The 25,773-nt window shown below is 61.4% G+C and carries 24 protein-coding genes and 3 pseudogenes; 6 read left to right on the top strand and 21 right to left on the bottom strand.

Annotated elements, in window-relative coordinates:
- Positions 1-72: 72 nt before the first annotated feature.
- A complete protein-coding gene (locus CJD35_RS06590) occupies positions 73-888 on the bottom strand; it encodes a glycosyltransferase family 2 protein (RefSeq protein ID WP_017181766.1) in 816 nt (271 codons plus the stop codon).
- 285 nt (positions 889-1,173) lie between these two features.
- On the opposite strand from CJD35_RS06590, the gene CJD35_RS06585 reads away from it, so the two are divergent.
- From CJD35_RS06585 to CJD35_RS06575, 3 genes are all read left to right on the top strand, one after another.
- Complete coding sequence (locus tag CJD35_RS06585) at positions 1,174-2,526, top strand: O-antigen ligase family protein (protein ID WP_241763584.1); 1,353 nt, start codon at positions 1,174-1,176, stop codon at positions 2,524-2,526.
- Positions 2,527-2,528: 2 nt separating this feature from the next.
- Complete coding sequence (locus CJD35_RS06580) at positions 2,529-3,449, top strand: sulfotransferase family protein (protein WP_017181768.1); 921 nt, start codon at positions 2,529-2,531, stop codon at positions 3,447-3,449.
- 155 nt (positions 3,450-3,604) lie between these two features.
- Complete coding sequence (locus CJD35_RS06575) at positions 3,605-5,779, top strand: GumC family protein (protein ID WP_206740604.1); 2,175 nt, start codon at positions 3,605-3,607, stop codon at positions 5,777-5,779.
- Positions 5,780-5,997: 218 nt separating this feature from the next.
- Here CJD35_RS06575 and CJD35_RS06570 read toward each other — a convergent pair whose 3' ends face one another.
- The 3 genes and pseudogenes from CJD35_RS06570 to CJD35_RS06560 form a co-directional block, all read right to left on the bottom strand.
- Positions 5,998-6,534, bottom strand: a complete 537-nt coding sequence (locus CJD35_RS06570) for a prolyl-tRNA synthetase associated domain-containing protein (protein ID WP_244917236.1) — start codon at positions 6,532-6,534, stop codon at positions 5,998-6,000.
- 63 nt (positions 6,535-6,597) lie between these two features.
- A pseudogene (locus CJD35_RS06565) lies at positions 6,598-7,524 on the bottom strand (sulfotransferase family protein); the annotation flags it as partial.
- A 178-nt stretch (positions 7,525-7,702) separates the two neighbouring features.
- A pseudogene (locus CJD35_RS06560) lies at positions 7,703-8,023 on the bottom strand (ATP-binding protein); the annotation flags it as partial.
- 282 nt (positions 8,024-8,305) lie between these two features.
- Between CJD35_RS06560 and istA the strand changes: the two are divergent.
- Together istA and istB are read left to right on the top strand one after the other, a co-directional pair.
- Positions 8,306-9,829, top strand: a complete 1,524-nt coding sequence (gene istA / locus CJD35_RS06555; protein ID WP_081628012.1) for an IS21 family transposase — start codon at positions 8,306-8,308, stop codon at positions 9,827-9,829.
- Positions 9,826-10,671, top strand: coding sequence for an IS21-like element helper ATPase IstB (istB, locus tag CJD35_RS06550; RefSeq protein ID WP_006949666.1), 846 nt, complete (start codon positions 9,826-9,828; stop codon positions 10,669-10,671). Before istA ends, istB begins: the two co-directional genes overlap by 4 nt.
- Positions 10,672-10,725: 54 nt before the next feature.
- Here istB and CJD35_RS06545 read toward each other — a convergent pair whose 3' ends face one another.
- From CJD35_RS06545 to CJD35_RS06475, 17 genes and pseudogenes are all read right to left on the bottom strand, one after another.
- The gene (locus CJD35_RS06545; protein ID WP_095686962.1) at positions 10,726-11,343 is read right to left on the bottom strand and encodes a XylR N-terminal domain-containing protein; all 618 of its coding nucleotides are present in this window, start codon (positions 11,341-11,343) and stop codon (positions 10,726-10,728) included.
- Between the two features lie 147 nt (positions 11,344-11,490).
- Positions 11,491-12,243 carry an alpha/beta fold hydrolase gene (locus CJD35_RS06540; protein WP_157742290.1) on the bottom strand — a complete coding sequence of 251 codons (753 nt, stop codon included), beginning with the start codon at positions 12,241-12,243 and terminating at the stop codon, positions 11,491-11,493.
- Positions 12,244-12,245: 2 nt separating this feature from the next.
- Positions 12,246-12,656: an epoxide hydrolase N-terminal domain-containing protein gene (locus CJD35_RS06535; RefSeq protein ID WP_095687199.1), complete on the bottom strand. Its 411-nt coding sequence runs from the start codon at positions 12,654-12,656 to the stop codon at positions 12,246-12,248.
- A 1-nt stretch (position 12,657) separates the two neighbouring features.
- Positions 12,658-13,545: a helix-turn-helix transcriptional regulator gene (locus CJD35_RS06530; RefSeq protein ID WP_167383143.1), complete on the bottom strand. Its 888-nt coding sequence runs from the start codon at positions 13,543-13,545 to the stop codon at positions 12,658-12,660.
- 246 nt (positions 13,546-13,791) lie between these two features.
- On the bottom strand, positions 13,792-14,211 hold the full coding sequence (locus tag CJD35_RS23380; RefSeq protein ID WP_276327786.1) for a TonB-dependent receptor domain-containing protein: 420 nt from the start codon (positions 14,209-14,211) through the stop codon (positions 13,792-13,794).
- A 14-nt stretch (positions 14,212-14,225) separates the two neighbouring features.
- Positions 14,226-16,043: pseudogene (locus tag CJD35_RS06525) on the bottom strand (TonB-dependent receptor); the annotation flags it as partial.
- Positions 16,043-16,360, bottom strand: a complete 318-nt coding sequence (locus CJD35_RS22945) for a hypothetical protein (RefSeq protein WP_244917253.1) — start codon at positions 16,358-16,360, stop codon at positions 16,043-16,045. The gene CJD35_RS22945 and the pseudogene CJD35_RS06525, both read right to left, overlap by 1 nt.
- A gap of 62 nt (positions 16,361-16,422) precedes the next feature.
- On the bottom strand, positions 16,423-17,349 hold the full coding sequence (locus CJD35_RS06520) for a catechol 2,3-dioxygenase (protein WP_244917234.1): 927 nt from the start codon (positions 17,347-17,349) through the stop codon (positions 16,423-16,425).
- A gap of 25 nt (positions 17,350-17,374) precedes the next feature.
- Entirely contained in the window at positions 17,375-18,460 is a 1,086-nt protein-coding gene (dmpG, locus tag CJD35_RS06515; protein ID WP_095686958.1) for a 4-hydroxy-2-oxovalerate aldolase, read from the bottom strand.
- The gene (locus CJD35_RS06510) at positions 18,460-19,383 is read right to left on the bottom strand and encodes an acetaldehyde dehydrogenase (acetylating) (RefSeq protein ID WP_095686957.1); all 924 of its coding nucleotides are present in this window, start codon (positions 19,381-19,383) and stop codon (positions 18,460-18,462) included. The genes dmpG and CJD35_RS06510 overlap by 1 nt, the downstream gene beginning before the upstream one ends.
- The gene (locus CJD35_RS06505; RefSeq protein ID WP_095686956.1) at positions 19,380-19,595 is read right to left on the bottom strand and encodes a tautomerase family protein; all 216 of its coding nucleotides are present in this window, start codon (positions 19,593-19,595) and stop codon (positions 19,380-19,382) included. Before CJD35_RS06505 ends, CJD35_RS06510 begins: the two co-directional genes overlap by 4 nt.
- The gene (locus CJD35_RS06500) at positions 19,595-20,857 is read right to left on the bottom strand and encodes an acyl-CoA dehydrogenase family protein (protein ID WP_095686955.1); all 1,263 of its coding nucleotides are present in this window, start codon (positions 20,855-20,857) and stop codon (positions 19,595-19,597) included. The genes CJD35_RS06505 and CJD35_RS06500 overlap by 1 nt, the downstream gene beginning before the upstream one ends.
- Positions 20,857-21,642 (bottom strand): 2-oxo-3-hexenedioate decarboxylase, encoded by a 786-nt coding sequence (gene dmpH / locus CJD35_RS06495; RefSeq protein WP_095686954.1) that lies wholly within the window; start codon positions 21,640-21,642, stop codon positions 20,857-20,859. The genes CJD35_RS06500 and dmpH overlap by 1 nt, the downstream gene beginning before the upstream one ends.
- Positions 21,635-22,441: a fumarylacetoacetate hydrolase family protein gene (locus tag CJD35_RS06490; RefSeq protein ID WP_276327785.1), complete on the bottom strand. Its 807-nt coding sequence runs from the start codon at positions 22,439-22,441 to the stop codon at positions 21,635-21,637. The genes dmpH and CJD35_RS06490 overlap by 8 nt, the downstream gene beginning before the upstream one ends.
- A 2-nt stretch (positions 22,442-22,443) precedes the next feature.
- On the bottom strand, positions 22,444-23,955 hold the full coding sequence (locus tag CJD35_RS06485) for a 2-hydroxymuconic semialdehyde dehydrogenase (protein WP_095686953.1): 1,512 nt from the start codon (positions 23,953-23,955) through the stop codon (positions 22,444-22,446).
- Complete coding sequence (locus tag CJD35_RS06480; protein ID WP_174703641.1) at positions 23,952-24,401, bottom strand: GlcG/HbpS family heme-binding protein; 450 nt, start codon at positions 24,399-24,401, stop codon at positions 23,952-23,954. The genes CJD35_RS06485 and CJD35_RS06480 overlap by 4 nt, the downstream gene beginning before the upstream one ends.
- Positions 24,386-24,769, bottom strand: coding sequence for a 2Fe-2S iron-sulfur cluster-binding protein (locus tag CJD35_RS06475; protein WP_157742289.1), 384 nt, complete (start codon positions 24,767-24,769; stop codon positions 24,386-24,388). Before CJD35_RS06475 ends, CJD35_RS06480 begins: the two co-directional genes overlap by 16 nt.
- Before the next feature lie 286 nt (positions 24,770-25,055).
- Here CJD35_RS06475 and CJD35_RS06470 point away from each other — a divergent pair, with 286 nt between their 5' ends.
- Positions 25,056-25,763 carry an NAD(P)H-dependent oxidoreductase gene (locus CJD35_RS06470; protein WP_095686951.1) on the top strand — a complete coding sequence of 236 codons (708 nt, stop codon included), beginning with the start codon at positions 25,056-25,058 and terminating at the stop codon, positions 25,761-25,763.
- Positions 25,764-25,773 lie beyond the last annotated feature (10 nt).

Raw genomic sequence — 25,773 nt, 5'->3', positions numbered from 1 at the left:
CGCTACCGCAGGATCAGGACTGCCGGGCTCACACCATAGAAATCAAAACGCACGCTATCGCAACTGCAATACTCAGTTGCCCCTTCGCCGCACGGCCCATTGCTGTAGCGGATATTTGGCAAAGTTTCGGGCCAGATCGCGCAGCGCAAACAGCCAGTCCGTGGCTGGACGATCGCTCAGGGAACGGATCGCTCGCCTTTGCACCTCGAAGGTGGAGAGGAAATAGCCCGGCGACCAGGCGAATTTCTGTCCGAAATGATAGCGTTTGGCAATCCGCACCGGCGCACACCGGGCAAGCCGAAAGCCCGCCGCGCCAAGACGTACCCAAAGATCATAATCGAAATGGCTCCGACGATTGAGGGCATAATTGCCCACCGCCTGCATGGCGTCGCGCCGGATGCATGAACCTGAATGGGAAAGCTGGTTCTTGCGGCCCAACCGGTGGGTCACATCGGTCAGCGCCGTTGCCTGGGGCTGAATGCGTGTCCAGTCGGCAGTCTCGCCAGGGCCTATCATCAACCGTTCAAAACTGATCGCGGCGACATCCGGCCGGTCATCCATGACAGCGCACGCCGTTTCCAGCCAGGTCGGATGCGCCAGATCATCCGCGTCGAGAATTGCCACGAGCGGCGCGCTCCCTTGCGACAATGCGAAGTTGAGCGCCTTGCCACGCCCCCGATCAGCATTAGCGAACAATGCAAACCGGCCATCCTTGTCGCAAAATGCCCGCGCGATGGCCGCGCTGTCGTCCGTGCTCCCGTCATCCACCAGAATGAAGCGGGCATCAGCCAGTGTCTGGGACGACAGGGATGCCAGAGTGGGCTCCAGCGTGGCGGCAGCATTGAAAAACGTGCAAAGCAGATCGATGCTGGCCGGCGGCAACGTCATATGGCGCATATCCTGACATGAAAACGCCACCCTAGTCGGCAGGCGAGACTCTGTACCCCACCGCGAGGCCTCTCGCAAGCAGAGGCGGAAGTCGGGCGAAAGACGCCTGACGCTTAACGGCCTGTCTCGAAATGGCTCCTTGGCACATCGATCGAAGCGATAAGCCGTCGAGATCATGCGGCAGGCAAATGCAAACTCTGAAACTGGCAAATGGTTTATGCACTGGACAAAGCCGGACGCTTCTTGGACAGACAATGCTGTCCTGCAACAAGGCGACCGACGCTGATGACGCAAATGCTTTCGGCAAACTCCGCACGACGGCCCGCCATGGCCGGCGGCACGCGTGCGCATAGCAATCTGGAACTGCGCTATGCCATCGGGATAGTCGTCTATATCCTGCTCTATCCAGCGCTGCTGTCCGCGCTCGCGGGCAATTGGGCAGGCGCGATCGAACAGCGCGAGGAAGGGTCAGCGATCATCCAGCTGCTCAGCATCGCGGTCTATGGCCCCGCCCTGTTCATCATGATCGCACGCTTTGGCGAAGTGCTGCGCTATCTTCGCCCGGCCTGGCCACTATTGCTGTTGCTCGTGTGGGCGGGCGCTTCGATTATGTGGTCCGTTCAGCCCGATGCGGCCGTCCGCCGCTTTTTCGCCCTTATCCTCTTCAGTCAGGCCGTGTTGTTCGTCGCAATGCAGCAACGGCACGAACAATGGCTGCCGATCATGGCGAAGATCTGCTTTGCAGTGCTGGTCATCAACGTGATTTCGCTCGCGATTCCCGGCGTAGGGTTCAATTTCGTCGGCAAATATGCTGAAAGCGGGTCGATCCGCGGGATCTACCCAGGCAAGAATTATTTCGGCCCGGTACTGGCCTTTTCCATGCTGGTTTTCGCGACACAGGCCTTCGCGACAAAGGGTTCCACCCGCCGTCGATGGGCGGCGGTCGTGCTGGTCAGTCTGGTGATGCTCTTTTTCTCCAACTCCCGTACGCCCTTGATCGGCTTTGTCGGCGGGCTCGGCGCCATGTGGCTTACGCGCTTTGTCGTGATGCCCGAAGGATGGCAGCGGCGCCTCACCTTGCAGTTGCGCGCAGGACTGTCGGCCTTTGCCCTGTTCGGCACCATCGTCGTGCTGCCATCGCTGATGATCGGATTGCTGACGCTGCTGGGGCGCGACCTGACTCTGTCGGGCCGTACGCGTCTGTGGGATTATGCTTATGCCATCGGCATCAATCGCCCAATGATGGGGGCCGGATACAAGACCTTCTGGGTCGACAAGCTGACGGCCAATCTGCGTGACTTCCATGCGCATTGGTCGGAAGGTTCAGCGACCATGGCGATGACGGCGAACGGCCATAACGGCTATCTCGACATGTGGCTGGAGCTGGGAATGGTGGGGCTGGTTTGTTTCCTGTTCGCCTGGTTCATCCTTCTGGCGCGCAGTCTGCGCAACATCCGGCAGACCCGTGATCCCGCCAACCTGTTCCACATCGGCGTATGGGCATATTATTCCATATATAGCATCACCGATTCCAACATTCTGACACATTCCGACCTTAGCTGGTTCTTTGTGACCTATTGCTTCCTGACGCTGGGCATTGCGTCCTATCGGACGCGCCCGCGCCAGGTGCAAAGTTGAATATGGCTGCTCTCATGACCGTTCCCAATCTTATCGTGGCTGGCTCGCAGAAATCAGGCACGACATCCTTGTGCGCAGCGCTGGAGCAGCATCCCGATTGCTATCTTTCCAATCCCAAGGAACCCAACTTCTTCTCGCGCGCCGTCAACGAACAGCGGCTTGCAAGCTTCAGTCGCTGTTTCCGCGGCGTTCCCGACGATGCGCCGGTCGTTGTGGACGGCACGACCACCTATATGGCGGACCCGGCCATAGCTGAGCGGATTTACCGCATGCTGGGCCCCGACACAAAATTCATCTTCGCCCTGCGAAGCCCGCGCAAGCGCGCCTATTCCGGCTTTCTCCACATGCTCAAGCGGGGGCATGAACGCCGCACCGCACAGGAGGCCTTCCTCTCCCTGCCCGACGATCCCGTGTCCGCGGTTCAGGCTGAACGGGCCAATGTCGAAGTTGCCGCGGCTGCCCGCCAAGTCGTCGCCGGCCCCTATGTGCGCCAATATGATGATGTGCTGTGGAATTTCCGCTATCTGACCAACAGCCTGTTTGCCGACCAGATCGAACCGTTTGAACGTCTGTTCGGTCAGGACAATATACTGATCCTGTTGTTCGAGGATATGGTGGCCGATTTCATGTCCGAACGGGCGCGGATCGCTGCATTTCTGGACATTCCAGAACAGGGTTTGCCCCAAACTCTGCCGCGCGAGAACCAGACCCGCATGCCGGACACCGGCACATTATGGGGCAGGATCGACGAGCAATTGCGCCGTATCAAACGGGGCAATTTCGTTTTTGTGCGCAAAGCGGAAGGGCAGGCGCCGTCCCGCGCGCCATCCGATGTCGATAGCAAGCTGACGCGTCTGACCGACAGCGAAGTCGCGGTTTGGGAACAGAGACTTGGTCGTGATTTACGGGCGATAGGGTGGTGACCGGCAACAGTAAGGTTACCGTTGTTGACTCACTTCTGCCGCGATGCAAGAACCCTGATTTCAGGGCATCTCATCGTGTCAGAAAGTAAATCTTTCACCACGATGACGATGGACAAATATCAGGTCGGCGCAAAGTCGGCGCAAAGGAAGCAACGATGACAACGGCTGAAGGCCAATATGTAACGCCTACAGAAGACAGCCCAATTGATCTGCGCACTTTGTGGCTGATCATGCTGCGCAGGCGGATACCCTTTCTCATCGTGGCGACGGTCGTGCTGGCAATCGGCTTGGCCGTCGCGCTGATCATCCCCAGCACATATGTCAGCTCAACCAGCGTGTTGATCGAACGTCGATCGACCAATGTTGCAGAGGGGCAGTCGATCGTATCGAGTTTGCCTGCTGATTCGGCTGCGGTCGATACCGAAGTGCAGGTTTTGCGTTCGCCCGACCTTGCCCGTCGCGTCGCCGAGAAACTCCATCTGGACCGCGATCCGGAATTCAACCCCAGACTGCGCGATCCCGGATTTGGCGAATGGCTGGGCGGGCTGTTCGGCAAATCCCCCCCGCCTGTGCGGCCGGGGTTGGATGTCGTCACCAACTCGCTGCTCAATCACATGTCGGTCGGGCGACAGGGCCTGACCTATGTCATCAACATCAGCGTTTCGTCGCGCTCGCCCCAGACCGCAGCCGACATAGCCAACGCAACAGCGCGCGAATATCTGGCGCAGCAGGCCGAATATAAGCGATCAGTCGCCGAGAAGGCGCAAAATTTCTACACAGAGCGCATGCGCGCGCTGAGCACGGATGTGCAAAGCAATGCGTCCAGTGCGTCCTCCATTCGGGCGCGCACCGGCATTACCAGCGGCTCGAACCCCTCTTCCTATGACGAGCAGACCATCGCGGACCTGCGGCGGCAACATTCCGAAGCGTCCGCCAGCCTGGCCGCCAAGCGCGCGCGTTACAATGCCGCCAGCCGTTCGCAGAACAATCCGTCGTCATTGCCCGACGTGCTCGCATCGCAAGTCATCCGCGACCTGCGCTCGCAGCGCGCCAAAATCGCGGTCGATGCGTCGCAGGCCACTACACGCTATGGTGAAAACCACCCCGAAGTGGCGCGGACCCGCAACCAGCTGGCCGAAATCGATGCTGAAATCGCGGCTGAAACGCGCCGGATCGTTTCCGGCCTGGCGGCCGAAGTCAGCACCGCGCAGCAGGAAGTCGCCAGCCTTGGCGCCGCGATCGCCCAGCAGCGATCGGCCGCAATACGCAATTCCGACGCATCGGTGACTGCCCGGAAATATGACACGGACGCCGACGCATCGCGCGCAGTCTATGAAGACCTGGCCAAGCGTCGCAAGGAAACCGTCGCCACGGACGAACTCGCCACGCCAGACGCCAGCATCGTCTCTGTCGCTTCGCCGCCCAATTCGCCCAGCTCGCCCAACCGGCCTTTGCTGATCCTGCTGACGCTTGCGGCCGCTCTCACCTTCGGGTTGCTGGCGATCATCATCGCAGAGCTGCTCGATGTGAAGATCAGCTCCGGTGAAGATGTGAAACGCCATCTGGGGCTCAATCGCATCGCATCCATCCCTGGGGTGAGCCCAAAAAACTATAACGAGCATCTGGCGCGTCTTGTCTATGAAAAGCCCCAGTCGAGCTTTTCTGAAGCAGTCCGGGCGCTCAACATGACGCTGCGCGGCGGACATGCCAAGCAGGCCCTGCCGACTGGACAGGTGATCGTCATCACATCCGCCCTGCCGCATGAAGGCAAGACGACCATCGCGACATCGCTGGCCCTGTCCATAGCCAAGGCAGGCAGCCGCGTATTGCTGATCGACGCCGACGTGCGCCGGCCGCAGGTCGCCGCATCATTGGGGATCGCGACGCCCGAACATGGCATAGCCGAAGTGGCCACCGGCAAGATTGATCTGGCGTCTGCCCTGGTGTCCACTGGCACCCCGCTTGATCTGCTGCTGGTCGCCGTGACCGCCAAGGGCATAGACATTTTCTCAAGAGGCCAGTTTTCGGACCTGATCGAGAAGGCCCGCAAGAAATATGATGTCATCGTGATCGATACGCCGCCTGTCCTGGCCGTTAGCGATGCGACGGTCATCGGTCGGGAGGCCGACCATGTGGTGTTCATCACCAGGTGGCGCCGGACATCGCGCTTTGCTGCAAAGGCGGCAGTGGAAGCGCTCAAGGCCAGCGAAGCGCCCTTGTCGGGCGTGGTCCTCAATGCCGTCGACCTCAAGAAGCAGTCGCTCTACGCGGACAGTGATCCGCTGGCCTTCTACGGGGCTTACAAGGCCTATTACGCCAACGAAGAATGATAGACCGCTTCGCTTGGCGCGGTTGAGCCAATCTTGCTGGGCGGGATGTTCTGATAATGGGCATCCCGCCCAAATAGTACGTGCCAAGAGAGTCGAGAGCATGACGCGCGGCGCGAACCAGGCTCGCTCACCGAGGGTGAGTCACCCTGTTCCCCGACACTATGGATTGATGACCTGCGCGCGCCAAGTGCATAGGCTTGGCCGCAATGGAGAAATCGTCAGGGCAGATTGACGATACGGGGCTCATGCCCCTTGTCACCCAGCCAGCCCGTCAGGGCGTCGAACGGCATCGCGATCGTCGCTGTATTGCGTAGCGGATGGACGGCGATCAGCGGCTGATCGTCGAAGCTTGCATCGAACACCACGGTCAATTCTTCGGCTGACGCATTGGGCGCAGCGAGGGGTGAAACCGCGCCAGGTGTGATGTGGAGCAGGCGCTCCATATCGTCCGGCTTTCCGAACGAAAATTTTCCCGCGCCCAGAAGTTCGGCAAAGGCTTTCAGATCGGCACGGCGATCATGCGGTAGCGTGATGAGCCAGAAATGCCCCTTTTTGTCCTTCAGAAACAGATTCTTGGTATGTGCGGCCGGCAGCGCCTCATGGATGGCAGCGCTTTCGTCGACCGTATAGACAGCCGCATGTTCGTGCTTCTGCACAGGGACGCCGCGCGCGGCGAAATCGGCATAAATGTCATCTTCGGTCATCGGCGGCAGGATGACGAGCCGGAATGGCAGCCGCGCGGACAATGGCGTCACGTTTTCCGGACATTTGCGACACATCCCCTCCCAGCCGCAGTGCGGGCATGAGCCAGCAGACCCCTATGCCAGATCGCCAAGCGCCTTCCTCAGATCGCCCAGCCAGGGTTCAAAAGGTTTCCAATTGTCCACGCCTTCCCGGTTGATGGGACGGCGAACCTGCTCGGAACTGGCGGTGCGGACCGCCCGGTCTGTCTTGTGAAAATCGAGGCAGGACTGTTCGAACGGAACCCCCACATAATCAACTATTCGTCGCACCTCCGCTTCTAGATCCGCCAGCACATCTTCATGCTGGACGCGCAGGATACGGCCGGGTGGGAGTACCCTTTCCCAATGGGCCATCAGATCGACATAGTCGCTATAATATTGCCCGATCTCGGTCAGCCCATAGGTGAATTGCTGGCCATCGGCGAAGAGTTGTTTGAAGCCCGAAAAGCAGCAATCCATCGGCGCGCGCCGGGCGTCGATGATCTTTGCGTTGGGCAGGATCAGGTGGATAAGGCCGATATGCCGGAAATTATTGGGCATCTTGTCGATAAAAAAGGGCGCGCCCTTGCGATGGATGCGGGTATTTTCAATATAGGCTTCACCCATCTGCCGCAGTTGATCGGCGGGCAGATCATGCAGGATCGCCGGATAGGCATCGCGCCCCCGCCCCCTTAACTGCTGCGCCAGCGCCAAAATATCGGGCAATTCCAGCGTGCCGTCGATTTGGCTGTGTGAGGCCAATATCTGCTCCAGCAGCGTCGAACCAGCGCGCGGAAGGCCCAGGATGAAGATCGGGTCTGGCGCAGAGCAGCCATTGCCCGCATTTTTGTCGAACAGATCGGCTGTGCACGCTTCGGCCTGCGCCCGCAGTTCCGCTGTCATCTGGTCGGCGCTGTAGCGCAATTGTTCGCGTTTCAGCCTGTTGCCTGTGTCGTAGAAGCGGAAGGAATCCGCATATTCCCCCCGGTCCTCATGCGCTTTGCCAAGTGCGAAACTCAGATGTGTCAAACGGCGTTCAAAAGGGACCCCCGATCGGCGTCGAAGAGGGACCCCCTTTTCAGATAATATGATGCTGGTTTGTTGAAGATGGCCTTGCGCTGCGTGCGGCGGAGGGCGGGCGTAGCCCGACCGGAGGCGCGCGCAGCGCAAGATAGATTTTTGAAGGCGCCGAAGGTGGCTGTCAGCTGCGGTTTTTGAAGCGCCAGCTGTCGTTGCCCGTCTCGACGATATCGCAGTGGTGGGTGACGCGGTCGAGCAGCGCCGTGGTCATCTTGGGATCGCCGAACACGGTCGGCCATTCGCCGAAGGCGAGGTTCGTGGTGATGATGACGCTGGTCCGCTCATAAAGCTTGCTGATGAGGTGGAACAGCAACTGCCCTCCCGAGCGGGCGAACGGCAGATAACCGAGCTCGTCGAGAACGATCAGGTCGAGCCGCGACAGCTGCGCCGCCAGGGTCCCGCCTTTGCCGATCCGGGTCTCCTCTTCGAGGCGTGTCACCAGCCGGGGTCTTCAGGCGCTCGCGCAGCACCTCCACCTGCGCCTGGAGCCGCAAGATTTCGTCGCCGATATCGTCCGGCTGCAGCAATTTGACCCAGGGGTCGTCCGGTGCACAGCGACATCGCAGTTGAAGGGTCAGCGACATCGTAGATGACGTGTGGGGGGAAGCGGAGGCCGGGCGTAGCCCGGACGTAGCTTCCCCCCACACGGGCGCGGGTTTCCCCGTGCCGTTGGCGGCGACAGCGGTCAGGATGGTCCGATCTTCAACGCCAAGAAGAGGATCGGATGCCTGGCCGTCCCATCACCGACCAACAGCAGAGGTACTACATGTCCCTTCGTCAAAAACACCCGCAAAAAGCGGCCGCCGCCATGGCGGGCTTTTCCACCAGCACGGGCTACCGGACAGAGAAAGATCCCCGGTCGCCATCGGAGCGTCGCCGGGAGCGACGTCATGGCGGCGGCAGGCCAGATCCGCTCGCCGAACTGTGGGATAAAGAAATCGTGCCTTTGCTCGAGAGCACGCCGGGCCTGAAGCCCATCTCTATTCTTGGGGAGCTGGAGCAACGCCACCCCGGTCTCGATCTAACACCAGCCCGCAGGACCCTGGAACGCCGGATACGGCTATGGAAGGCCGAGTATGGACCAGAGCGTGAGGTCATCTTCCGGCAGGACCATCCGCCAGGCCGACAGGGCATGTCGGATTTCTTTGACGCCCGCGATCTGAAGGTCACCATCTCCGGCAATCCGAGCCCGCACCTGATCTATCACTTCGCGCTGGTCTATTCCGGGTGGGAGCATGCCGAGGTCGTGCTGGGAGGAGAAAGCTTCACGGCGCTGGCCTGCGGCCTTCAGAATGCGCTGTGGCAGCTTGGCGGCGTGCCGCACGAGCATCGCACCGATAGCCTCTCCGCGGCGTTCGCCAACCTGGAGCAAGATGCCCAGGAAGATCTGCGGACCCGCTATGCCGCCCTGTGCGCCGATTACCAGATGGAGCCCACCCGCAACAATCGCGGGGTCGCCCATGAGAATGGGTCCATAGAAAGCCGTCATGGTCACCTTAAGGATCGGCTCGATCAGGCACTCCAGTTGCGCGGGACACGTGACTTCGCCTCCATCGAGGACTGGCGCACGTTCCTCGCCCAGATCGTGGGCCGCCACAATGCCCGGCGGCGCGATGCCTTGCGCATCGAAGCTGAGCACCTGCGCCCGTTACCTTCACGCCGCAGCTGCGATTATGATGAAGCTACGGTGCTCGTCACCTCATCGGGCGGCTTCGTGCTGCGCAAGGTCTTCTACACCGTGCCTTCCCGGCTCATCGGCCATAGCCTGCGAGCCAGGATCTTCGATGACCGGATCGACCTTTATCTGGCCGGGCAGCCCATCGAGACCCTGCCACGCGGGAGGGCGCCCGATCGCGGACGGGGCGGTCATGACCACGTAGTCAATTATCGGCACGTGATCCACAGCCTGCGTACCAAGCCCCACGCGCTGGCAAACCTTGTCTATCGCGACAAGCTCTTCCCTCGCAGCGAATATCGCCGCTGCTGGGATGCTCTGGAGGGTGCGCTTCCCAAAGCCGCCGCATGCCGCAGCATGGTGGGGCTGCTGTGGCTTGCGCATGACCAGGCCTGCGAGGCTGAGCTCGCCGCGACCCTGACCGGCATACTCGATGGCCAGGGTTTACCCGATCTGAGGGATCTGCAGGAGCGCTTCCAACGCCCCGGCAAAGAGCCGGCCGATGTGGTCGTCGATATTCCCCAGCCTGACACATACGACGATCTGCTCACCGCCAGGGAGATGGCCGCATGAGCATCACTGTCGACACCGCCCAGCTGCCCATGTTGCTTGGCACGCTGCGTCTGCCCACCATTGCCCGTCTCTGGCCGGACTTCTGTTCACGAGCGGACAAGGAGGGGTGGCCGGCTTCGCGCCTGCTGGCAGCCTTGGCCGAACTGGAACTCGCCGAACGCGAACAACGCCGGATCCAGCGCCATCTTACAGAAGCACGGCTGCCTCCCGGCAAGACCCTGGATGCCTTCGACTTCAGCCTCGTTCCCACCTTGAGCAAGGCCCAGGTCATGGCTCTGACCCAAGGAGATGCCTGGCTCAAGGCGGGCCACAATCTTCTGGCATTTGGTCCGCCCGGTGCCGGCAAGAGCCACGCCGCAGCCGCCATCGGCAACGAGCTCGTCGCGCGCGGATACCGGGTCTTCTTCACCCGAACCACCGATCTCGTCCAGCGTTTGCAGGCCGCACGTCAGTCCCTGACCTTGACCCAGGAGATCGCCAGGCTCGACCGCTTCGACCTGCTCATCCTCGATGACCTGTCCTACGTCCGCAAGGACCAGGCAGAGACCAGCGTCCTGTTCGAACTCATCTCTGCCAGATACGAAAGGCGCTCCATCATGATCACCGCCAACCAACCATTCAGCGGTTGGGATTCCATTTTTTTGGATAAGGCAATGACTGTCGCTGCCATCGACAGGCTCGTTCACCACGCCACTATCCTGGAAATGAACGTCGAGAGCTATCGCAGGCGATCCGCCCTGGCCTCAGCGACATCGCTCCGCGACAGTGCTCCTGATCCAGCGACATCGCCCAGCGACATCGAAACCATGCCAGCGACATCGCTGCGCGACAACGCCTCTTGATCCAGGCCAACCTCGTGTGACACTATCCCCAACGTCACCGCTGACACATCACCATCAATGTCGCTGACCAGTCACCGACGATGTCGCGCTACAGTCCGGCTCCCACTCCTCGGCCGGCTTGCCGATGATCTGACATTCATCATGTCCCTGACTGAGGCATTGGACTTCCTTGAAGATCACCAGCTTGCCCATGAGGGCGGTGATATAGCCTGACGCATATCCGGTCTGGCTGTAGCAGGCAGCCTCGTCGCCATGGCCATGTTCGGAAAGCTGGACCTCGTCTTCCCAACTGCTCAGCCAGTGGCTTTCCGCGAAGAAACGCCCTGTCTCCAGATCGCATTCCAGGAACGGCACCGTTCCCACGACTTGTCCCTCCAGGCCATGGATTGCCGGTCCCAATCGCATGATTTCCGTGACCGGAGCGTCGGGCAGAAGTTTGCGGACAAGCTGGGCGTCGGCCTGGCCGGAGGCGAAACCCATGCGGAAAAGGAGCCCATGCGACCGGTCGCGTCCCAGCGTGGCGAGAAGCTCGGCGCGCAGACCGCGCAGATAGTCCGCGTGGAGAAGGAGCATGCGCTGCTCTCCGAGCCAGATTTGCCCTGCTTCCTGTCGAAAACGCAGCAGTTTGCGGACTTCGGCGGGCTCGTAAATTTTGCGGATCGATGTTGCCATCCTGCTATCCTCTCCCGCCCTGAGGGCGTTTCATCTTTTGATGAAATCTATCTCATCAAAAGATGAGAGGTAATGGACGAGGACGACGAACATTGTGCACACAGGGACATGGAACCGCATTGCGCCACGCGCGGCCGGCATTGTCCGTCAGCTGAAATCGATGCGTCGGCCGAAGAGGGTCACGTCCTGCGCAAATGGCCCGGGCGCCTCCATTGCCGCAAAATGTCCCCCCCGTTCCATGGGCGTCAGGCGGCAAAGATTATAGGCCTGCTCCAGTATTGCGCGGGGCGGAGGAACGAAAACGGGATCCGGGAAGGCGGCGAAGGCTGTCGGGACGTTGATCTTGCCGTTTGGCGGCAGCCGATCCGATGCTTCGTTGCGGAACCCCTTGTACATCCAGGTCGAGGTCGCAAAACTGTCCGTGACGAGATACAGCATGACGTTGCCGATCAGCAGGTCGATCGGAAAGCGCTTGAAGAGGTCGGGTTCGCTCTGGTCCGACCAGCAGTTGAACTTGTCCAGTATCCACGCCATCATACCGACCGGACTGTCGGCCATGGCGAAGGCCAGGCTCTGCGGTCGCGTCCCCTGCTGGATCGCATATCCCCCTTCGCGCGCCCATATGGCCTGCTTGTGCGCCAGATAGTCTCGACCGTCCTCGATCTCCTGCACATGGGAGCTCAGGACGATCGCCATGTTGAGATGCAACCCGATAATTTGATCGGGGAAATCATGCGCCATCCATGCCGTCACCGCGCTTCCCCAGTCGCCCCCTTGCGCCATGTAGCGCGGATACCCCAGACATCCAGTCATCAGCCTGTTGAACAAGGCGGCGGTGGCACGAGGACCAAGGGGCGCGGGCGGCCGGGACGAATAGCCATATCCCGGTAGCGCCGGCACGATTACGTCGAAGCCATCTTCCGCCCTGCCCCGAACCGATCCGGAAACGCCAGCCGCTCGATCACTCCGGTAAATTCGAGCACCGATCCGGGCCAGCCATGACACAGCAAAATCGGGCGAGGGCGAGAACCCCTGACATGCAGGAAATGAATGTCCACGCCTTCAACTTCCGCGTGATATTGCGGGAAGCGTGCGAGGAGGGCGGCCGTCTCTTCCCAGTCGTAGCCGTTGATCCATCGATGGCAGATGCGCTGGAGGATTGCGAAGTCCATACCGGCCGACGACCCGCCGGCATCCGGCACGGCGCTCCAGCGAAACCGCCTCACATGGTTCAGGATATCTGCAACTCGCTCGGTCACATCGGGCGCTTCGAATCGGCGCGGCGGCAAATCGATGATGGTCGAACTCACCATCTCAGTGCTGGTTTCTGCGAAGCGCCGCGCGAAACTGGCTGGCCGTCACGCCGCGTCGCTTCTTGAAGAGCCGAGCAAAATGACCCTGATCCTCATAGCCGACCTCCCAGGCAATGGTGCCGATTGACATGTCCCCGTTGCGGGGATCACTCAGGAGCAGTTCGGCGCGCGAAAGTCGTATCGCATTCAGCAGCGCTCCAAAGGTCGTGCTGTTCCCGGCCAAGACCCGGTGCAGGTGCCGGCGGCTTATGCCCAGTTCGTCAGCTATGATCGACGGATCAATTGCCGTGTCGGCGTGACGTTCGCGAATGGCTGCCCTAATCCTCTTCGTAAGCCCGTCATTGCGTCCGATGTCTTCTGCCGACCCGGCCTCGGCAAGCAGAGCGCACATGGCGCCGATCTGGTCGGCCACGACCGCTCGGGGGAGCGCTGCGCTCTCCAGCCCCGCATCGGCAATGGCGGTCAGGAGACCGGCGAGCGGTCGCGCCCAGGGTTGGTCGACGCCAAGGGGACGTCCGATCACATCGTGCGGCGAGGCAATCCAGGGCGTGAGCCAGGGTTCCGGCATCCGCACCGTCAGACAGTTGCTGCCTTCGGGAAAGTCCAGACCATATTCCAACTGATCGTTCAGGATCACAAAGGCGCCTTCAGGAACGCTCGATCGGAACCGTCCGTGCGAAACATTGATCAAGCCGCTCCGGGCGTAGAGCAGCTCGAAGAAGGGAGCCCGGTCGCGCGCCACCATCTCGGGCGAGCGAGACACGGTCTGCGGCTTGCACGACAGGAAATTCAGCTCCAGCGGCCCAAGTCCGTAACGGGTCCAAGCCGCGTCGAAATTTGCGCCGAGTTCGCTCTCCACCGCCATTTCTGCAATCTGGCTGGACAGCATGCGCGACCAGGCGACGAGGGGCGAACCGCCCTCAACCTCGGCGCTCGACCATTTCCAGTCGCGCGGGTCATGCACTCTGGCCGTCATAGGAGGATCATCCCTTGCTCTCCACGCGTCGGATGTCAGGCACCCGATCTTCTCATACTCCGCTGATATAGCAGAGTTGGTCCCGTGGGGCGACGGCGGGACGCGTTGATCTGAGCCAAAAATGGGCGGTCGCAGGTGCGACCGCCCGAGGGGAGAGGCTCAATTGTGTACACGCAAGGTCAGGAACCATTCGCGCGGACGGCTGAAAACGCCCGAGTAGATGGCTTGCGCGTTCGTATAGCCCGACACCACGATCCGCTTGTCGAAGATGTTGGTAACCCCCGCCTGGATCTCCATCCGATCGTTCGGCAGCTTGTAGGTGAGCGACCCGTTGAAGAAGCTGTTGGCGGGCGAGGCGAGCACTTCGGTGTTGGCTTCGTCATTATAGGTCTTGGACGCGAAGGTCCAATCCACCCGGGGAATGAAAGTCCCTGTTCCGGTTTCGATCCGATAGGAGGTTCCAGCCTGAGCCGCCCATTTTGGTGTGTTGACGAACCGTTCGTTGCCAGTGAGCGGCACGCCGGGCAGGATTTTTTGTACTTGGCGTCCAGATATCCAAGGCTGGCGTCGATTGACCATTCATCCGTCGGTGCAAGGTTGAGTTCGGCCTCGACACCCCGGATGCGGCCGTTGCCGCCGTTGGCGGTGACCGGCGAGGAGCCGTTCTGGAAGGTGAGTTGGATATTCTTATAATCGGTATTGAACACGGCGACGTTGAGCCGTGCGCGGCGATTGAAGAATTCCGACTTGAAGCCCAGTTCGGCCGTCTGCGCTTTTTCCGGACCGAAGGTCGGGGCTGGCAGTTTGACCGGCAAGCCCGTGGCCGGATCCACTGTGAAATTGGGCGCAGTCAGGCGGGTTGTCCAGCCGCCGCCCTTGTACCCGGTCGCATAGGAGCCATAGACCATGATGCGGCGATCAAGATGATATTCCGCGCCGATCCGGTAGGACACATTGTTGAACTTCAGCCGGTTCTCGCCCAGCGGATAGAGTAGATAGGGATCGCTCGGGTCAGGCAGGACCAAGGCGCCGGGAATTTGCAGAAGACGAAGGCCAAAAGCGTTCTCGTCGCGCTGCGTGCCGGTGAAGCTCTTGTCGTCATGCGTGTAGCGGATGCCGAGCGTGATGCCGAGCTTGTCGGGGATCACTTCGATATTGTTGTGCATGAAGGCGGCATAGGATTTGGTGTCGTAGGTCTGGTTTGGCGCATAGACCTGGATCAGACCGCCGGTGAACGGAACGCCGTCGTCGTGGCTGCCATACTCGTGGAAATAGTAGCCGCCGAGCACGAAATTCCAGCGCTCGTTGAACATCTTGCCGAGCAGCTGCACTTCCTGGGAGAACTGACTTTCCCGGTCGGCAAAGGTCGGGTTAAGCGCGGAGAAGGGTGCACCGCCAATGTCCACGCCGAACTTGGAATTGAGATGGCGATATGCCGTGATCGACTTGATGTCGAGTTCATCCGTCAGGCTGTATTCGATGTGGCCACTGAGGCCATAATTGTCGATCTGGTTGTAGTTCGCGCCGCTCGCATAGCTGCGATCAGGGTCGATGCTGCCATCCGCTTTCCGAATGACGTACCGATTGTCATAGGGAAGATGCTGGCCGGCCTGGCTGGCGAGTGAGGGCTGGGTGCCGGTCGGCGAGCCGGCATTGCCGCGCACACCGTTGCACAGGTCCGGGATCCCGGGAAAGCCGGTCTGTGCCGCAACCCCGGCGATCAGCTGCTGATTGCCGGTGATGCAGGTGTTATAGATCGCGACATAGGCGTTCTGATTGACCTGGAGCAGCGAGAAGGGCGTCGCCTGCTCATCGACATGCAGATAGTCGCCGACCAGCCGGATCTTCAACCGATCAGTGGGCGTGAAGAGCAGCTTTCCCCGGAAGGCGGTCTGGTTCTGGCTGCCCGACTTCTTGGGCCGATCCAGCTTGGTAACCGGATAGAGAATGGCTTCGTCGGTGTTGGTATTGGCCGGGCCGCCGAACGCGCCGTTGGTGGCCTGGAGATAGATCGGGTTGTTGGCGGTGTCGCCGGTATAGGGAATACGCTCCTGATAGCCGTCCCGGTGCTTGGTCGAGATTGCGAGGCTCATGTGCAGCACATCGGGAATGAGGGGCGCATCGATTGCGCCACGGAAATCAACGCGGTTGAACCGTCCTGTCGTGGCCTCGGCCTTGAACTTCCATTCATTGCCCGGATCATGCGTGACGATATTGATTGCGCCACCGATCGTGTTGCGACCGAACAGCGTGCCTTGCGGACCTTTGAGCACCTCGACCCGCTCGAGGTCGAGCAGGTCGGCATTGGCGCCAATGTTGCGCGCGAGATAGACGCTGTCGACATAGACGCCAACGCCCGGCTCCAGGTTGAAAGCGAAGTCATTCTGGCCGATGCCGCGAATGTAGGAGATCAGTACCGAGCTCGATCCCCCGAACGAGCCAGAGCTTTTGAGGGTGACATTGGGCGCCTGCCCCCGATGCTCGCGATATCGGTCAGCCCTTTGGCCTGGAGCGCATCGGCCGTGACCGCGCTGATGGCGATCGGCACATCCTGCGCGCTCTCGGAGCGCTTCTGCGCCGTGACGACAATGTCGGCCAGCCCGCCGGTGGCCTCCTGCGGGGCGGTCTGCTCTGTTTCGGCGGGCGCCGTCTGCGCCATTGCGGGCGATGTCGCCAGGGTAAGCGCTACCGTCAGCGCCGAAGCGCTGCTGAAAAGTTTGAAGGTCATGGGAAGTTCTCCTCTCCTGTAGAAGTTAAGTGTCGCCCTCTGATCGCGACATCCTCGTGAAATCAGGTCAGCACGCTGAGAAAGCTTTCTCTCGGTGTGTTGTCGTGACTGAAGGTTGCCCGCCCGAGCTGGGTCGTGTCCCAGACCAGGGTAGGATTGTCGGGGTAATAGACGTAGCCGCCGGTGAAGACTTCGTTCCTGTTACCAGACGGATCGAAGAAATAGATGGTCGCGCCGCGCGTCACACCATGGCGATTGGGCGAAATGTCGACGGCTATGTCGTATTTCCCGATCAGATCGGCCGCGTGATACAAGTCGTTGACGGAATCGAGCAGGAACGAGCAGTGATGAAAGCGGTTGGGTTCGGGCTGTAGTACGAACGCTATGTCGTGCGGCTTGGTCGAGCAGGACAGGAAGATGGCGAGTTTCGTCTCGTCTTCATGACTGATCAGTTCCTCGCTGACGCCAAAGCCGAAGATCTTCGTGAAGATTTCCTTGTTCGCGACGATCTCATTGCTGCCGAGCAGCAGGTGATCGAGCCGCACGACGCGCATGCCGCGAATATAGCCCTCGTCGGGGATGGTGCCCGGATTTCGGGTCGGCATACCGTTGCCGATCTGCTCCTTATGGGCATAAAGCTGCATCGTGTGGCCGCTCGGCAGAAGAAATTGGAGGCGGCGCCCACTCTTGGGATAGACGCCCGCCTCGACATGCTCGACCGTGATGCCCCAGTCGGTCAGCTCCTTCTCGAAATGATCGAGCGTCGCATCATCATAGACCTTGAAGGCGAAATAATCGATGCCCGGCGCATCCGCGCGGCGCAGGACCAGCGAGTACCAGTCATGCTCGTCGGCTCCCTTGAAATAGAGCGTGTCCGGCTCGCCGCTATAGGTCTCGATCAGACCAATGCGTTTGCCGTAATGCTCTCTGGCCTCGTCGATATCGAAGACGCGTAGCGCGACTTCGCCGACCCGCAACAATCCCCTCATGGACATTCCTTTTCTCCGGTTCCGCTTAGGCGTCGAGTTTGGCCTGGGCAGGCGAAGCGACGCTGTTGTGACCGATGAGGCCGCGCTCACGCGCCATGGTGAGCGCGGTGTCTTCGATCATGTCTTCCTGACCGCCGATCATCTTGAGGCGGCCAAGCTCGACCAGCAGGTCGCGAGCGGGCAGACCGTATTTCCGCTGGGCGTCCTTCGCTGCGTAAAGGAAGGTCGAGTAGACGCCGGCATAGCCAAGGGTTAGCGAATCCCGGTCGGCGCGCGGCGGTTTGGGCATCATGGGAACGACGCGATCCTCGGCGACATCCATGAGCTTGAAGGTGTCGATGCCGGTCTCGATACCCATCCGCTCGCCGACGGCGGCGAACAGTTCGAGCGGCGTGTTGCCGGCGCCAGCGCCAAGGCCTGCCGCCGACCCGTCGATCCGGTCGGCTCCGGCCGCCACGGCCGCGATCGAGTTGGCTACGCCCATGCCGAGATTGTGATGGCCGTGGAAGCCGATTTCGGTCTCGGGCTGAAGAGCAGCCCGCAGCGCGCCGATGCGTGCGGTCACCTCGTCGGGCAACATGTAACCGGCGCTGTCGGTGCAATAGACCGTTTGCGCACCGTAGCTTTCCATGAGCAGGGCTTGCTCTACGAACGCGTCGACAGGCGTCATGTGCGCCATCATGAGAAATCCGACTGTGTCGAGACCAAGCTGCCGACCAAGACCGATATGCTGTTCGGAAACATCCGCTTCGGTGCAGTGGGTCGCGACATGGACGCATCCTGCGCCGCAGTCTGCCGCCATGCGCAGTTCGTCCAGCGTGCCGATACCCGGCACATGCAGCACGGAGACAGTCGCGCGCTTCATCTTGGGGGCGACGGCGCGCAGATACTGCTCATCGGTGAAAAGGCCCCGGCCGTAGTTGAGCGACGACCCGCCAAGGCCATCGCCATGGGTGACCTGGATCAGCGGTACACCCGCTTCGTCGAGCCCGGTGGCGATGTCGACCATCTGCTCGATCGTGATCTGGTGGCGCATCGAGTGCATGCCGTCGCGCAGGCACATGTCGTGGAGCTTGACCTTGCGGCCACGGACCTTGGCTTCGTCGGACATCAGGCGGCCTCCTCGACCGGAATGGGAGTGAGCGTGATCTTGCCGTCCAGTATCTCCTGGGCGAACATTTCGGCCGTGCGGGCGGCTGCCGCGGTCATGATGTCGAGGTTTCCGGCATATTTGGGCAGGAAGTCGCCAAGACCCTCGACCTCAAGGAAGATGCTGACCTTGCGTCCCTCGAACGTCGGGCCGTTCTTGAGCCGGTATCCCGGCACATATTTCTGCACCTCGGCGATCATGTCGTGGACCGACTGGGTGATGGCCTGCTGGTCGGGCTCGTCGGCGGTTTCGCAATAGACCGTGTCGCGCATCATCAGCGGCGGCTCGGCCGGGTTGATGACGTTAATCGCCTTGCCGGTCTTCGCGCCGCCGACCTTGGCGACGGCGCCGGACGTCGTGCGGGTGAACTCGTCGATATTCTTGCGCGTGCCTGGCCCAACGGATTTGGACGCGACGGTCGCGATGATCTCCGCATAGTCCACGGGCTGGACGCGGCTGACGGCATAGACCATCGGGATGGTCGCCTGTCCGCCGCATGTCACCATGTTGACGTTCATGACGTTGCGGCCGGCCAACTCCGCGAGGTTCGCAGGCGGTACGCAGTAGGGACCGATGGCGGCCGGCGTCAGGTCGATCATCAAGACGCCAAGCGCATTGAGCTTGCGGCTATTGTCCGCATGGACATAGGCGGATGTCGCGTCGAACGCGATCTGGATGCCGTCGGCGATAACATGCGGCACCAGTCCGTCGACGCCCTGGTCCGTCGTCTTGAGGCCCATGTCTTTCGCCCGAGCAAGTCCCTCCGAGGTGGGATCGACCCCGACCATCCATACCGGCTCCAGCACCTCTGACCGCAGCAGCTTGTAGAGAAGGTCGGTGCCGATATTGCCCGGCCCGATGATGGCGCATTTGATCTTGGTCATGACGACGCTTCCTTGACTGCTGTTTCGGCGCGCTCGGCGAAGGTGACGCCGGCGACGGCGTAGTGATCGAGCGGCGTTTCGTTGATGATGACGCGAACCTGCTCGGGCTTGACGCCCACGGTCGAAGTCGCGGCCTCGGTAAGGGCGCGGCACAGGTCGCGCTTTTCCTGCACTGTCCGGCCTTCGCCCAATATGACGGAAATGATCGGCATCAGCCCGTAATCTCCTTTCCAAAGATCTGGCGGGCGATGATCCATTTCTGAACCTCGTTCGCGCCTTCGTAGATTTCGGCAATCTTCACATCGCGATAGATTTCGCCGACATGGGCGTGACTGCCGTCGTGGCTGAGTTCCCGCAGGAAGCCGTAGCCTCCAAAAATCTGCACGGCCTCCCGTGCGAAATCGCCGGCGAGTTCGGTCGCATAATATTTCGCCATGCCCGCTTCGGGTTCGGGAAAGGCGATCCCGCTGTCCTTGCGAAGCGCGGCCTTGAGGTAGAGATTGCGGGCATTCTCGATGCCTGTCGCACGCTCCGCCATGCGGAACTGCCAGTGCTGAAACTGGCCAAGCGCCTTCCCGAAAGCCTTGCGGTTCTCGAGCCGCTCGACACAGTGGTCGAACAGGGATTGCGCAAGGCCCGTGCCGGCCGCCGCGATGCCGATGCGGCCATAGGTCAGCGTCTGAAGCGCCACGCGCAGGCCTTTGCCCCGTTCGCCCAGCAGGTTCTGGTCGGGCACGAAAGCGTTGTCGAAATAGATGTCGGCGGTGAGCTGGCCGTTATTCCCGATCTTGCGGTCGGGCTTTCCGACCCGCACGCCCGGCTGCGTCAGGTCGACGACAAGTTCCGTCATTCTCTCGCCGTCGCGGCAGAGCAGGACTACGAAGTTCGCCACCGGCGCATTTGTGATGAAGCGCTTATGGCCCGAAACCTGATAGCCGCCCTCAACCTTCGTTGCGTGCGTTACCATTGCGGCAACGGACAGGTCGGTCGAAGCGTCGGGTTCGGTGGTCGCGAAGGCACCGACCTTGGAGCCGTCGAGAAGGGCGGCTAGATAGGTGCGTTGCAGATAGGCCGAGCCTTGCACCAGAGCATGGCCCGCCAGGATACAGTGCACGTCGTAGATCGCACCCACCGACGACGAATAATAGGAGAGTTCCTCGATGACGGCCGCCGTCGCCGCTGCGGGGTGCGAAAGCCCTCGTCCGCCAACTTCCGCAGGGAAGGGAATACGGAAAAGGCCCGCGTCCCCCATCGCCCTGAATACGTCCCATGGGAAATGCTCGATCTTCTCTTCTGCATCGCCGATTGCCCTGGCGCGAGGCGCCACGACCCTTTCGGCAAAAGCGCGCACTTCCGCTCGTATAGCGAGAACCTCATCCGGGCTCATCAGGTCATGATAGAGTTCGGGCTCCTTGCGGCGGGGCCAGCGCTGCGCGGCTTTTGGGGGAAGGGAGATATCCGGTGCGCTCGCCATCACCCGATCCTCACCGAGAGGGCGCCCATGTCCTGATAGCGCGCGACAATCGCATCGCCAGTGGACACTGCCACCGCCTCCGTGGCCCCGCCGGTCAGCACGATAGAACCGGCCGGCAGGACGCGGCCGCGGCCATGCAGCCAGGCGACCAGCATCTGGATCGAGCGCGCCGGGTGGCCCAGAACAGCGCCGGAAGAGGCGGTGCCGACGATTTCGCCATTTTTTTCCAGCACGATGCCGACAGTGCGCAGATCGACGTCCTGCGGCCGGCGCGGCTGCCCGCCCATGACGAAGCGTGCCGACGACCCGTTGTCGGCAATGACGCTCACCAGATCGAACTTGAACTTCTCGAACCGGCTGTCGATGATCTCGATCGCGGGTTGCACGAAATCGGTTGCGGCAAGGATATCGTCGATCGAAAGGTCGGGACCGGACAGATCCGCCTTGGTGACAAAGGCAATCTCGGCCTCCACGCGCGGATGAATCAGCTTGTCGGTCGGCACGACCCCGCCGTCCGGGTCGATGGTGTCGCCCATCAACATGCCGAAGGACGGTTCCGTCACGCCCATCTGGTCCATCTTCGCCTTCGATGTGAGGCCAGCCTTGAGACCCACTAGGACGCGTCCCTGGCTTTCCCAGCGCGCCAGCAGCGCGTCCTGGACGGCATAGCCATCCTCGATGGTCATCTCGGGGTAGCTGTCGGTGAGCTTGGCGATCGTGTGCGGTGTCGCCTGCGCGTCCGCAACGATGTCGGTCAGTTTTTCGATGGCAAGAGCGTCAAGCAAGGGCGTTTCCCCGTGAGAATGAGATAGTGCAGCTTCCGATTCCGCCGATATGGGCGACGAGCGTGTCGCCCTGCGCCACCGGGATCAGCGGACAGAGCGAGCCGGACAGGATCACCTCTCCGGCGCGAAAGGGCATGCCGAGCCGGCCGAGCGTGTTGGCGAGCCAGGCGACCGAATTGAGAGGCGACCCCTGGACCGCCGCGCCGACGCCCGTCGCGACCGGTTCCCCATTCTTCTCGACCAGCAGGCCGGCAAGGGTGAGATCGATATCGCGCGGATCGGCCTTCAGGGCGCCCAGCGCGTATACGCCGCAGGAGGCGTTGTCGGCGACCGTGTCCTGGATGCGGATGTCCCAGCCGGTGACCCGGCTGTCGACGATCTCGAAGCAGGCGCGCACATGGTCGGTGGCCCTGAGCACATCGACCGCGCTGATGCCGGGTCCGATCAGGTCGTGCTTGAGGACGAAGGCAATCTCCGCCTCGGCTTTGGGCTGGATGAGATCGTCGAGATTGATCGTCGCCTCGTCATCAAAAGCCATGCCCGATGTGAGCTGGCCGAAATCAGGCTCGAAGACGCCGATCGCATCCTGAATGGCCTTCGACGTCACGCCGATCTTCTTACCGACGATCGTCTCGCCTGCCGCGATGCGCCGCGCGACCATGCGCGCCTGGATATGATAGGCATCCACTATGGAGATGCCGGCGACCCGGTCCCGCAGATTGGGCACGGTGTCCTTCGCCACCAGCGCCTCGTACAACTCGTCGCCAAGCCGCTCGATGAGGGAAATGTCCAGCGTCATGGTCACAGCTTCACGCAGATGTTGCGCAGTTCGGTGTAGAATTCGAGGCTGTGGACACCGCCCTCGCGACCGATGCCGGACTGTTTGGAGCCACCGAACGGTGTCCGCAGGTCGCGCAGGAACCAGCTGTTCACCCAGGTGATGCCGACATCGACATTGGCGGCGACCCGGTGGGCGCGCGACAGGTCACGGGTCCAGATCGTGGTCGCGAGGCCATATTGGGTGTTGTTGGCGATGGCGACGGCTTCGGCTTCCGTGTCGAACGGCCGGATATGACAGCAGGGGCCGAAAATCTCTTCGTGGATCACGACGCTGTCGTCGGGAAGGCCTGTCCAGATCGTCGGCTCAACCCAGGCGCCTGCTGCCATTTCGGCGGGCATATCGGGAACGCCGCCGCCTGTGACGATGGTCGCGCCATCCCTGCGGGCACGCTCATAATAGGACAGTACCTTCTTCTGATGCTCGCGGGAGATGAGCGGGCCAAAGCTGGTGGCCTTGTCTTCGGGATGACCTGGGCGCAGGGTTTCGGCCTTGGCCTTGAGGGTGGCGACAAAGCGATCGAAGAGCGGCCGTTCGACCAGAACGCGCTCGGTGCCGAGGCAGACCTGTCCGCAGTTGAGGAAGACCGAGCGCATGATACCTTCGATCGCAGCGTCGAGATCGGCATCGGCGAAGACGATGGCGCTGTTTTTGCCCCCCAGTTCGAAAGACACGTCGCGCAGGCCTTCGGCGGCAGCCTTCATGATTGCCGTGCCGGTGCGGGTCTCGCCGGTGAAGGTAATGGCATCGACGCCGGGATGCTCGGTCAGGAATGCACCGGCCGAATCCGGTCCGAAGCCGTGGACGACATTGTAGACGCCCTTGGGCACGCCGACCGCGTTCATCACCTCGCCTAGTAACGTCGCTGTGCCTGGGGTTTCCTCCGATGGCTTGACGATCACGCTGTTGCCGCAGGCCAGCGCCGGCGCGACCTTCCACGTCATCAGCAGCAGAGGGGAGTTCCAGGGGCTGATCACACCGATCACGCCCTTTGGCTTGCGGATGGAATAGTTGATGGCGCCGGTGCCGTCCGGCGTCGGGGACTGAAAGCTTTCGGTCGCGACATTCTTCACGACGTCGGCGAACACCTTGAAGTTGGCTGCCCCACGCGGAATGAAGGCGTGTGCCATCATCGACTTGGGTTGTCCCGTATCGGCCATTTCCGCGGCAACGAAGTCATCGAAGCGTGCGGTGATGCCGTCGGCGACGGCACGCATCAGATCGGAACGATCGTCTACGGTCAGTTTGCCCCAAGGGCCGTCGAGCGCGGCACGGGCCGCATTCACGGCGGCATCGATCTCCTCTCGGCCACCTTCCGCAACATGCCCTATCAGCCCGTTGTCAAATGGCCGCCGGTTCTCGAACGTCCGGCCAGAGATGCTTTCCACATAGGCACCATCGATGAAGTGCCGGAAGGATGTTGCAGGACCTTGCCGGGTCGGTGCATCCCGTTGGGCGAGTTCAGTGTCGGTCATGCAGTCAGTCCTTCGAGCGCCGTCAGTGCGGCGGTTGCGATATCTTCATCCTGTTCGTCGCTGGCGCCCGATACGCCGATCGCGCCGAGCATCTGGTCGTCCACCATGATCGGCGCGCCGCCGGGGACTTCGCTCAGGCGAGGACGACGCAGCATTCCGTCGCGCACCGGGCGCGATGCCGTTTCGAGCAGGTCGCCAAAGCCGCGTGTAGACATGCCGAAGCTGGCGGCCGTGTAAGCCTTGTCGATCGCCATCTCGATCGAGCTGAGGAAAGAGCCGGGCATGCGGATGAAGCCGGCAAGATTCCCACCGCCATCGACGACAGCGATGTTCACCCTGACGCCCAGTTGCTCGGCGCGCCGAACGGCTGCGGCCAGCATCGCTTGGGATGCCGAAGCAGCGGGCAGCGCCTGAATGTAGGTCACCGGGTTCACGCGGCGCGACATTGCGACTTGCCAAGGGAAAGGCTGGTAAGCGGCATCGGTTCGATGAGCAGATCAGACGCGGGATAGACACGGCAGGCCAGGCGGATGCCTGCCGCCTCGTCGGCCGTGGACACGCGGCTTCGGCTCATCGGCAGGCTGTGATGATCGCCCGACTGGATGCGGATGCGACAGACGCCGCAGCCGCCGTTGCGACAGCCTATCGCCAAAGGCTTCAACCCTTGGCCGATCATAGCTTTCAAAATGGTCTGGTCGGACCGGCAGGTGAAACGCGCGTCCAGGCTGGGGATGGAGATGATAAACTCCTCGACCACAGCCGACACGATGAAGTGCGTCCGGCCTGGGGCGGTGTTTGATTGAAGGTCGGTCACGTCGGTCGCCTCTCCCTGCACGGTACGCCGCGTCAGTGTCTGCTGCTTGCACGACCATACTCAGCAACCATCGTGCCAACCGGCGAAAGACGCCAGAAAACAGGGGTTTCCAATCGATTTTGTGACGCCCCTCTGTGAAGATGCATCAGCTTTTCATGAAGGCGGAAATCTCGACTTCACCAATTCATGAAATCACGCCGGCTTTCTGCTTTCTCAAAAGGCTGATTTCCTGCCGGGCAGCAGTGGCATGAATCTTGATTGCATGCCGCCTTGAAAAGGAGAGGCGATGCAGGTTCACATTATCCACGCGCAATCGGAGGCGGACTCCTTCGTGACGGCCATGCGCAACGTCATTGCTGAGCGCTTCGAAGCGGGCGGCGCAACGGTCAGCCATTCCGATCTCTACGCGATGGGATTCAACCCCGTGCTGTCTCCGGCAGATTTTGGTGAACGGAAGGACAGTGCGCACCTCACCTATGCGCTGGAACAGCGCCATGGCTTCGAGACGGGCTCGCTCGCGCCCGACATCCTGCGCGAGATTGAGCATGTGCTGGCGGCGGACATCCTGGTGTTCACCTTTCCGCTTTTCTGGTTCAGCGTACCGGCGATCCTCAAGGGGTGGATCGACCGGGTCTTCATCTCCGGCCCCTTTTACGGCGGCCGCCGGATCTATGGTCAGGGTGGACTAGCCGGAAAACGCGCGATGGCTGCTTTTAGCCTTGGCGGGAGAGAGGCCATGTTCGGCCCCCATCATCTCCATGGGCAGCTGGAACGTGGCATGCTGCGGCATTTCCTGCAGGGCGCTCTGGGCTATGTAGGCCTTGCCGTTCTGGAGCCGTTCGTCGCCTATCATGTCCCCTATCTCGACATCTCGGCGCGAGCAGACCTGCTTGAAAGGCTGGCAGACTATGTGGATCGCCTGGACGACATGCCCGTCATGGCGATGCCCGATCTGGCACAGTTCGGTCCGGATTTTTCGCCGCTCGCACGCTAACCGCCGCCCT

Source organism: Sphingobium xenophagum (genome assembly GCF_002288285.1).
GTDB classification, from domain to species: Bacteria; Pseudomonadota; Alphaproteobacteria; order Sphingomonadales; family Sphingomonadaceae; genus Sphingobium; species Sphingobium xenophagum.
This window is presented reverse-complemented; position numbering and strand designations above follow the sequence as displayed.

Bases quoted from the DNA above. Each gene is read 5' to 3' on its own strand.
- CJD35_RS06590 (WP_017181766.1), bottom strand. From the start codon at position 888: ATGACGTTGCCGCCGGCCAGCATCGATCTGCTTTGCACGTTTTTCAAT.
- CJD35_RS06585 (WP_241763584.1), top strand. From the start codon at position 1,174: ATGACGCAAATGCTTTCGGCAAACTCCGCACGACGGCCCGCCATGGCC.
- CJD35_RS06580 (WP_017181768.1), top strand. From the start codon at position 2,529: ATGGCTGCTCTCATGACCGTTCCCAATCTTATCGTGGCTGGCTCGCAG.
- CJD35_RS06575 (WP_206740604.1), top strand. From the start codon at position 3,605: ATGACAACGGCTGAAGGCCAATATGTAACGCCTACAGAAGACAGCCCA.
- istA (WP_081628012.1), top strand. From the start codon at position 8,306: ATGCCTGGCCGTCCCATCACCGACCAACAGCAGAGGTACTACATGTCC.
- istB (WP_006949666.1), top strand. From the start codon at position 9,826: ATGAGCATCACTGTCGACACCGCCCAGCTGCCCATGTTGCTTGGCACG.
- CJD35_RS06545 (WP_095686962.1), bottom strand. From the start codon at position 11,343: ATGGCAACATCGATCCGCAAAATTTACGAGCCCGCCGAAGTCCGCAAA.
- CJD35_RS06535 (WP_095687199.1), bottom strand. From the start codon at position 12,656: ATGGTGAGTTCGACCATCATCGATTTGCCGCCGCGCCGATTCGAAGCG.
- CJD35_RS06530 (WP_167383143.1), bottom strand. From the start codon at position 13,545: ATGCTGTCCAGCCAGATTGCAGAAATGGCGGTGGAGAGCGAACTCGGC.
- CJD35_RS23380 (WP_276327786.1), bottom strand. From the start codon at position 14,211: ATGGTCAATCGACGCCAGCCTTGGATATCTGGACGCCAAGTACAAAAA.
- CJD35_RS22945 (WP_244917253.1), bottom strand. From the start codon at position 16,360: ATGACCTTCAAACTTTTCAGCAGCGCTTCGGCGCTGACGGTAGCGCTT.
- CJD35_RS06520 (WP_244917234.1), bottom strand. From the start codon at position 17,349: ATGAGGGGATTGTTGCGGGTCGGCGAAGTCGCGCTACGCGTCTTCGAT.
- dmpG (WP_095686958.1), bottom strand. From the start codon at position 18,460: ATGTCCGACGAAGCCAAGGTCCGTGGCCGCAAGGTCAAGCTCCACGAC.
- CJD35_RS06510 (WP_095686957.1), bottom strand. From the start codon at position 19,383: ATGACCAAGATCAAATGCGCCATCATCGGGCCGGGCAATATCGGCACC.
- CJD35_RS06505 (WP_095686956.1), bottom strand. From the start codon at position 19,595: ATGCCGATCATTTCCGTCATATTGGGCGAAGGCCGGACAGTGCAGGAA.
- CJD35_RS06500 (WP_095686955.1), bottom strand. From the start codon at position 20,857: ATGGCGAGCGCACCGGATATCTCCCTTCCCCCAAAAGCCGCGCAGCGC.
- CJD35_RS06490 (WP_276327785.1), bottom strand. From the start codon at position 22,441: ATGACGCTGGACATTTCCCTCATCGAGCGGCTTGGCGACGAGTTGTAC.
- CJD35_RS06485 (WP_095686953.1), bottom strand. From the start codon at position 23,955: ATGACCGACACTGAACTCGCCCAACGGGATGCACCGACCCGGCAAGGT.
- CJD35_RS06480 (WP_174703641.1), bottom strand. From the start codon at position 24,401: ATGTCGCGCCGCGTGAACCCGGTGACCTACATTCAGGCGCTGCCCGCT.
- CJD35_RS06470 (WP_095686951.1), top strand. From the start codon at position 25,056: ATGCAGGTTCACATTATCCACGCGCAATCGGAGGCGGACTCCTTCGTG.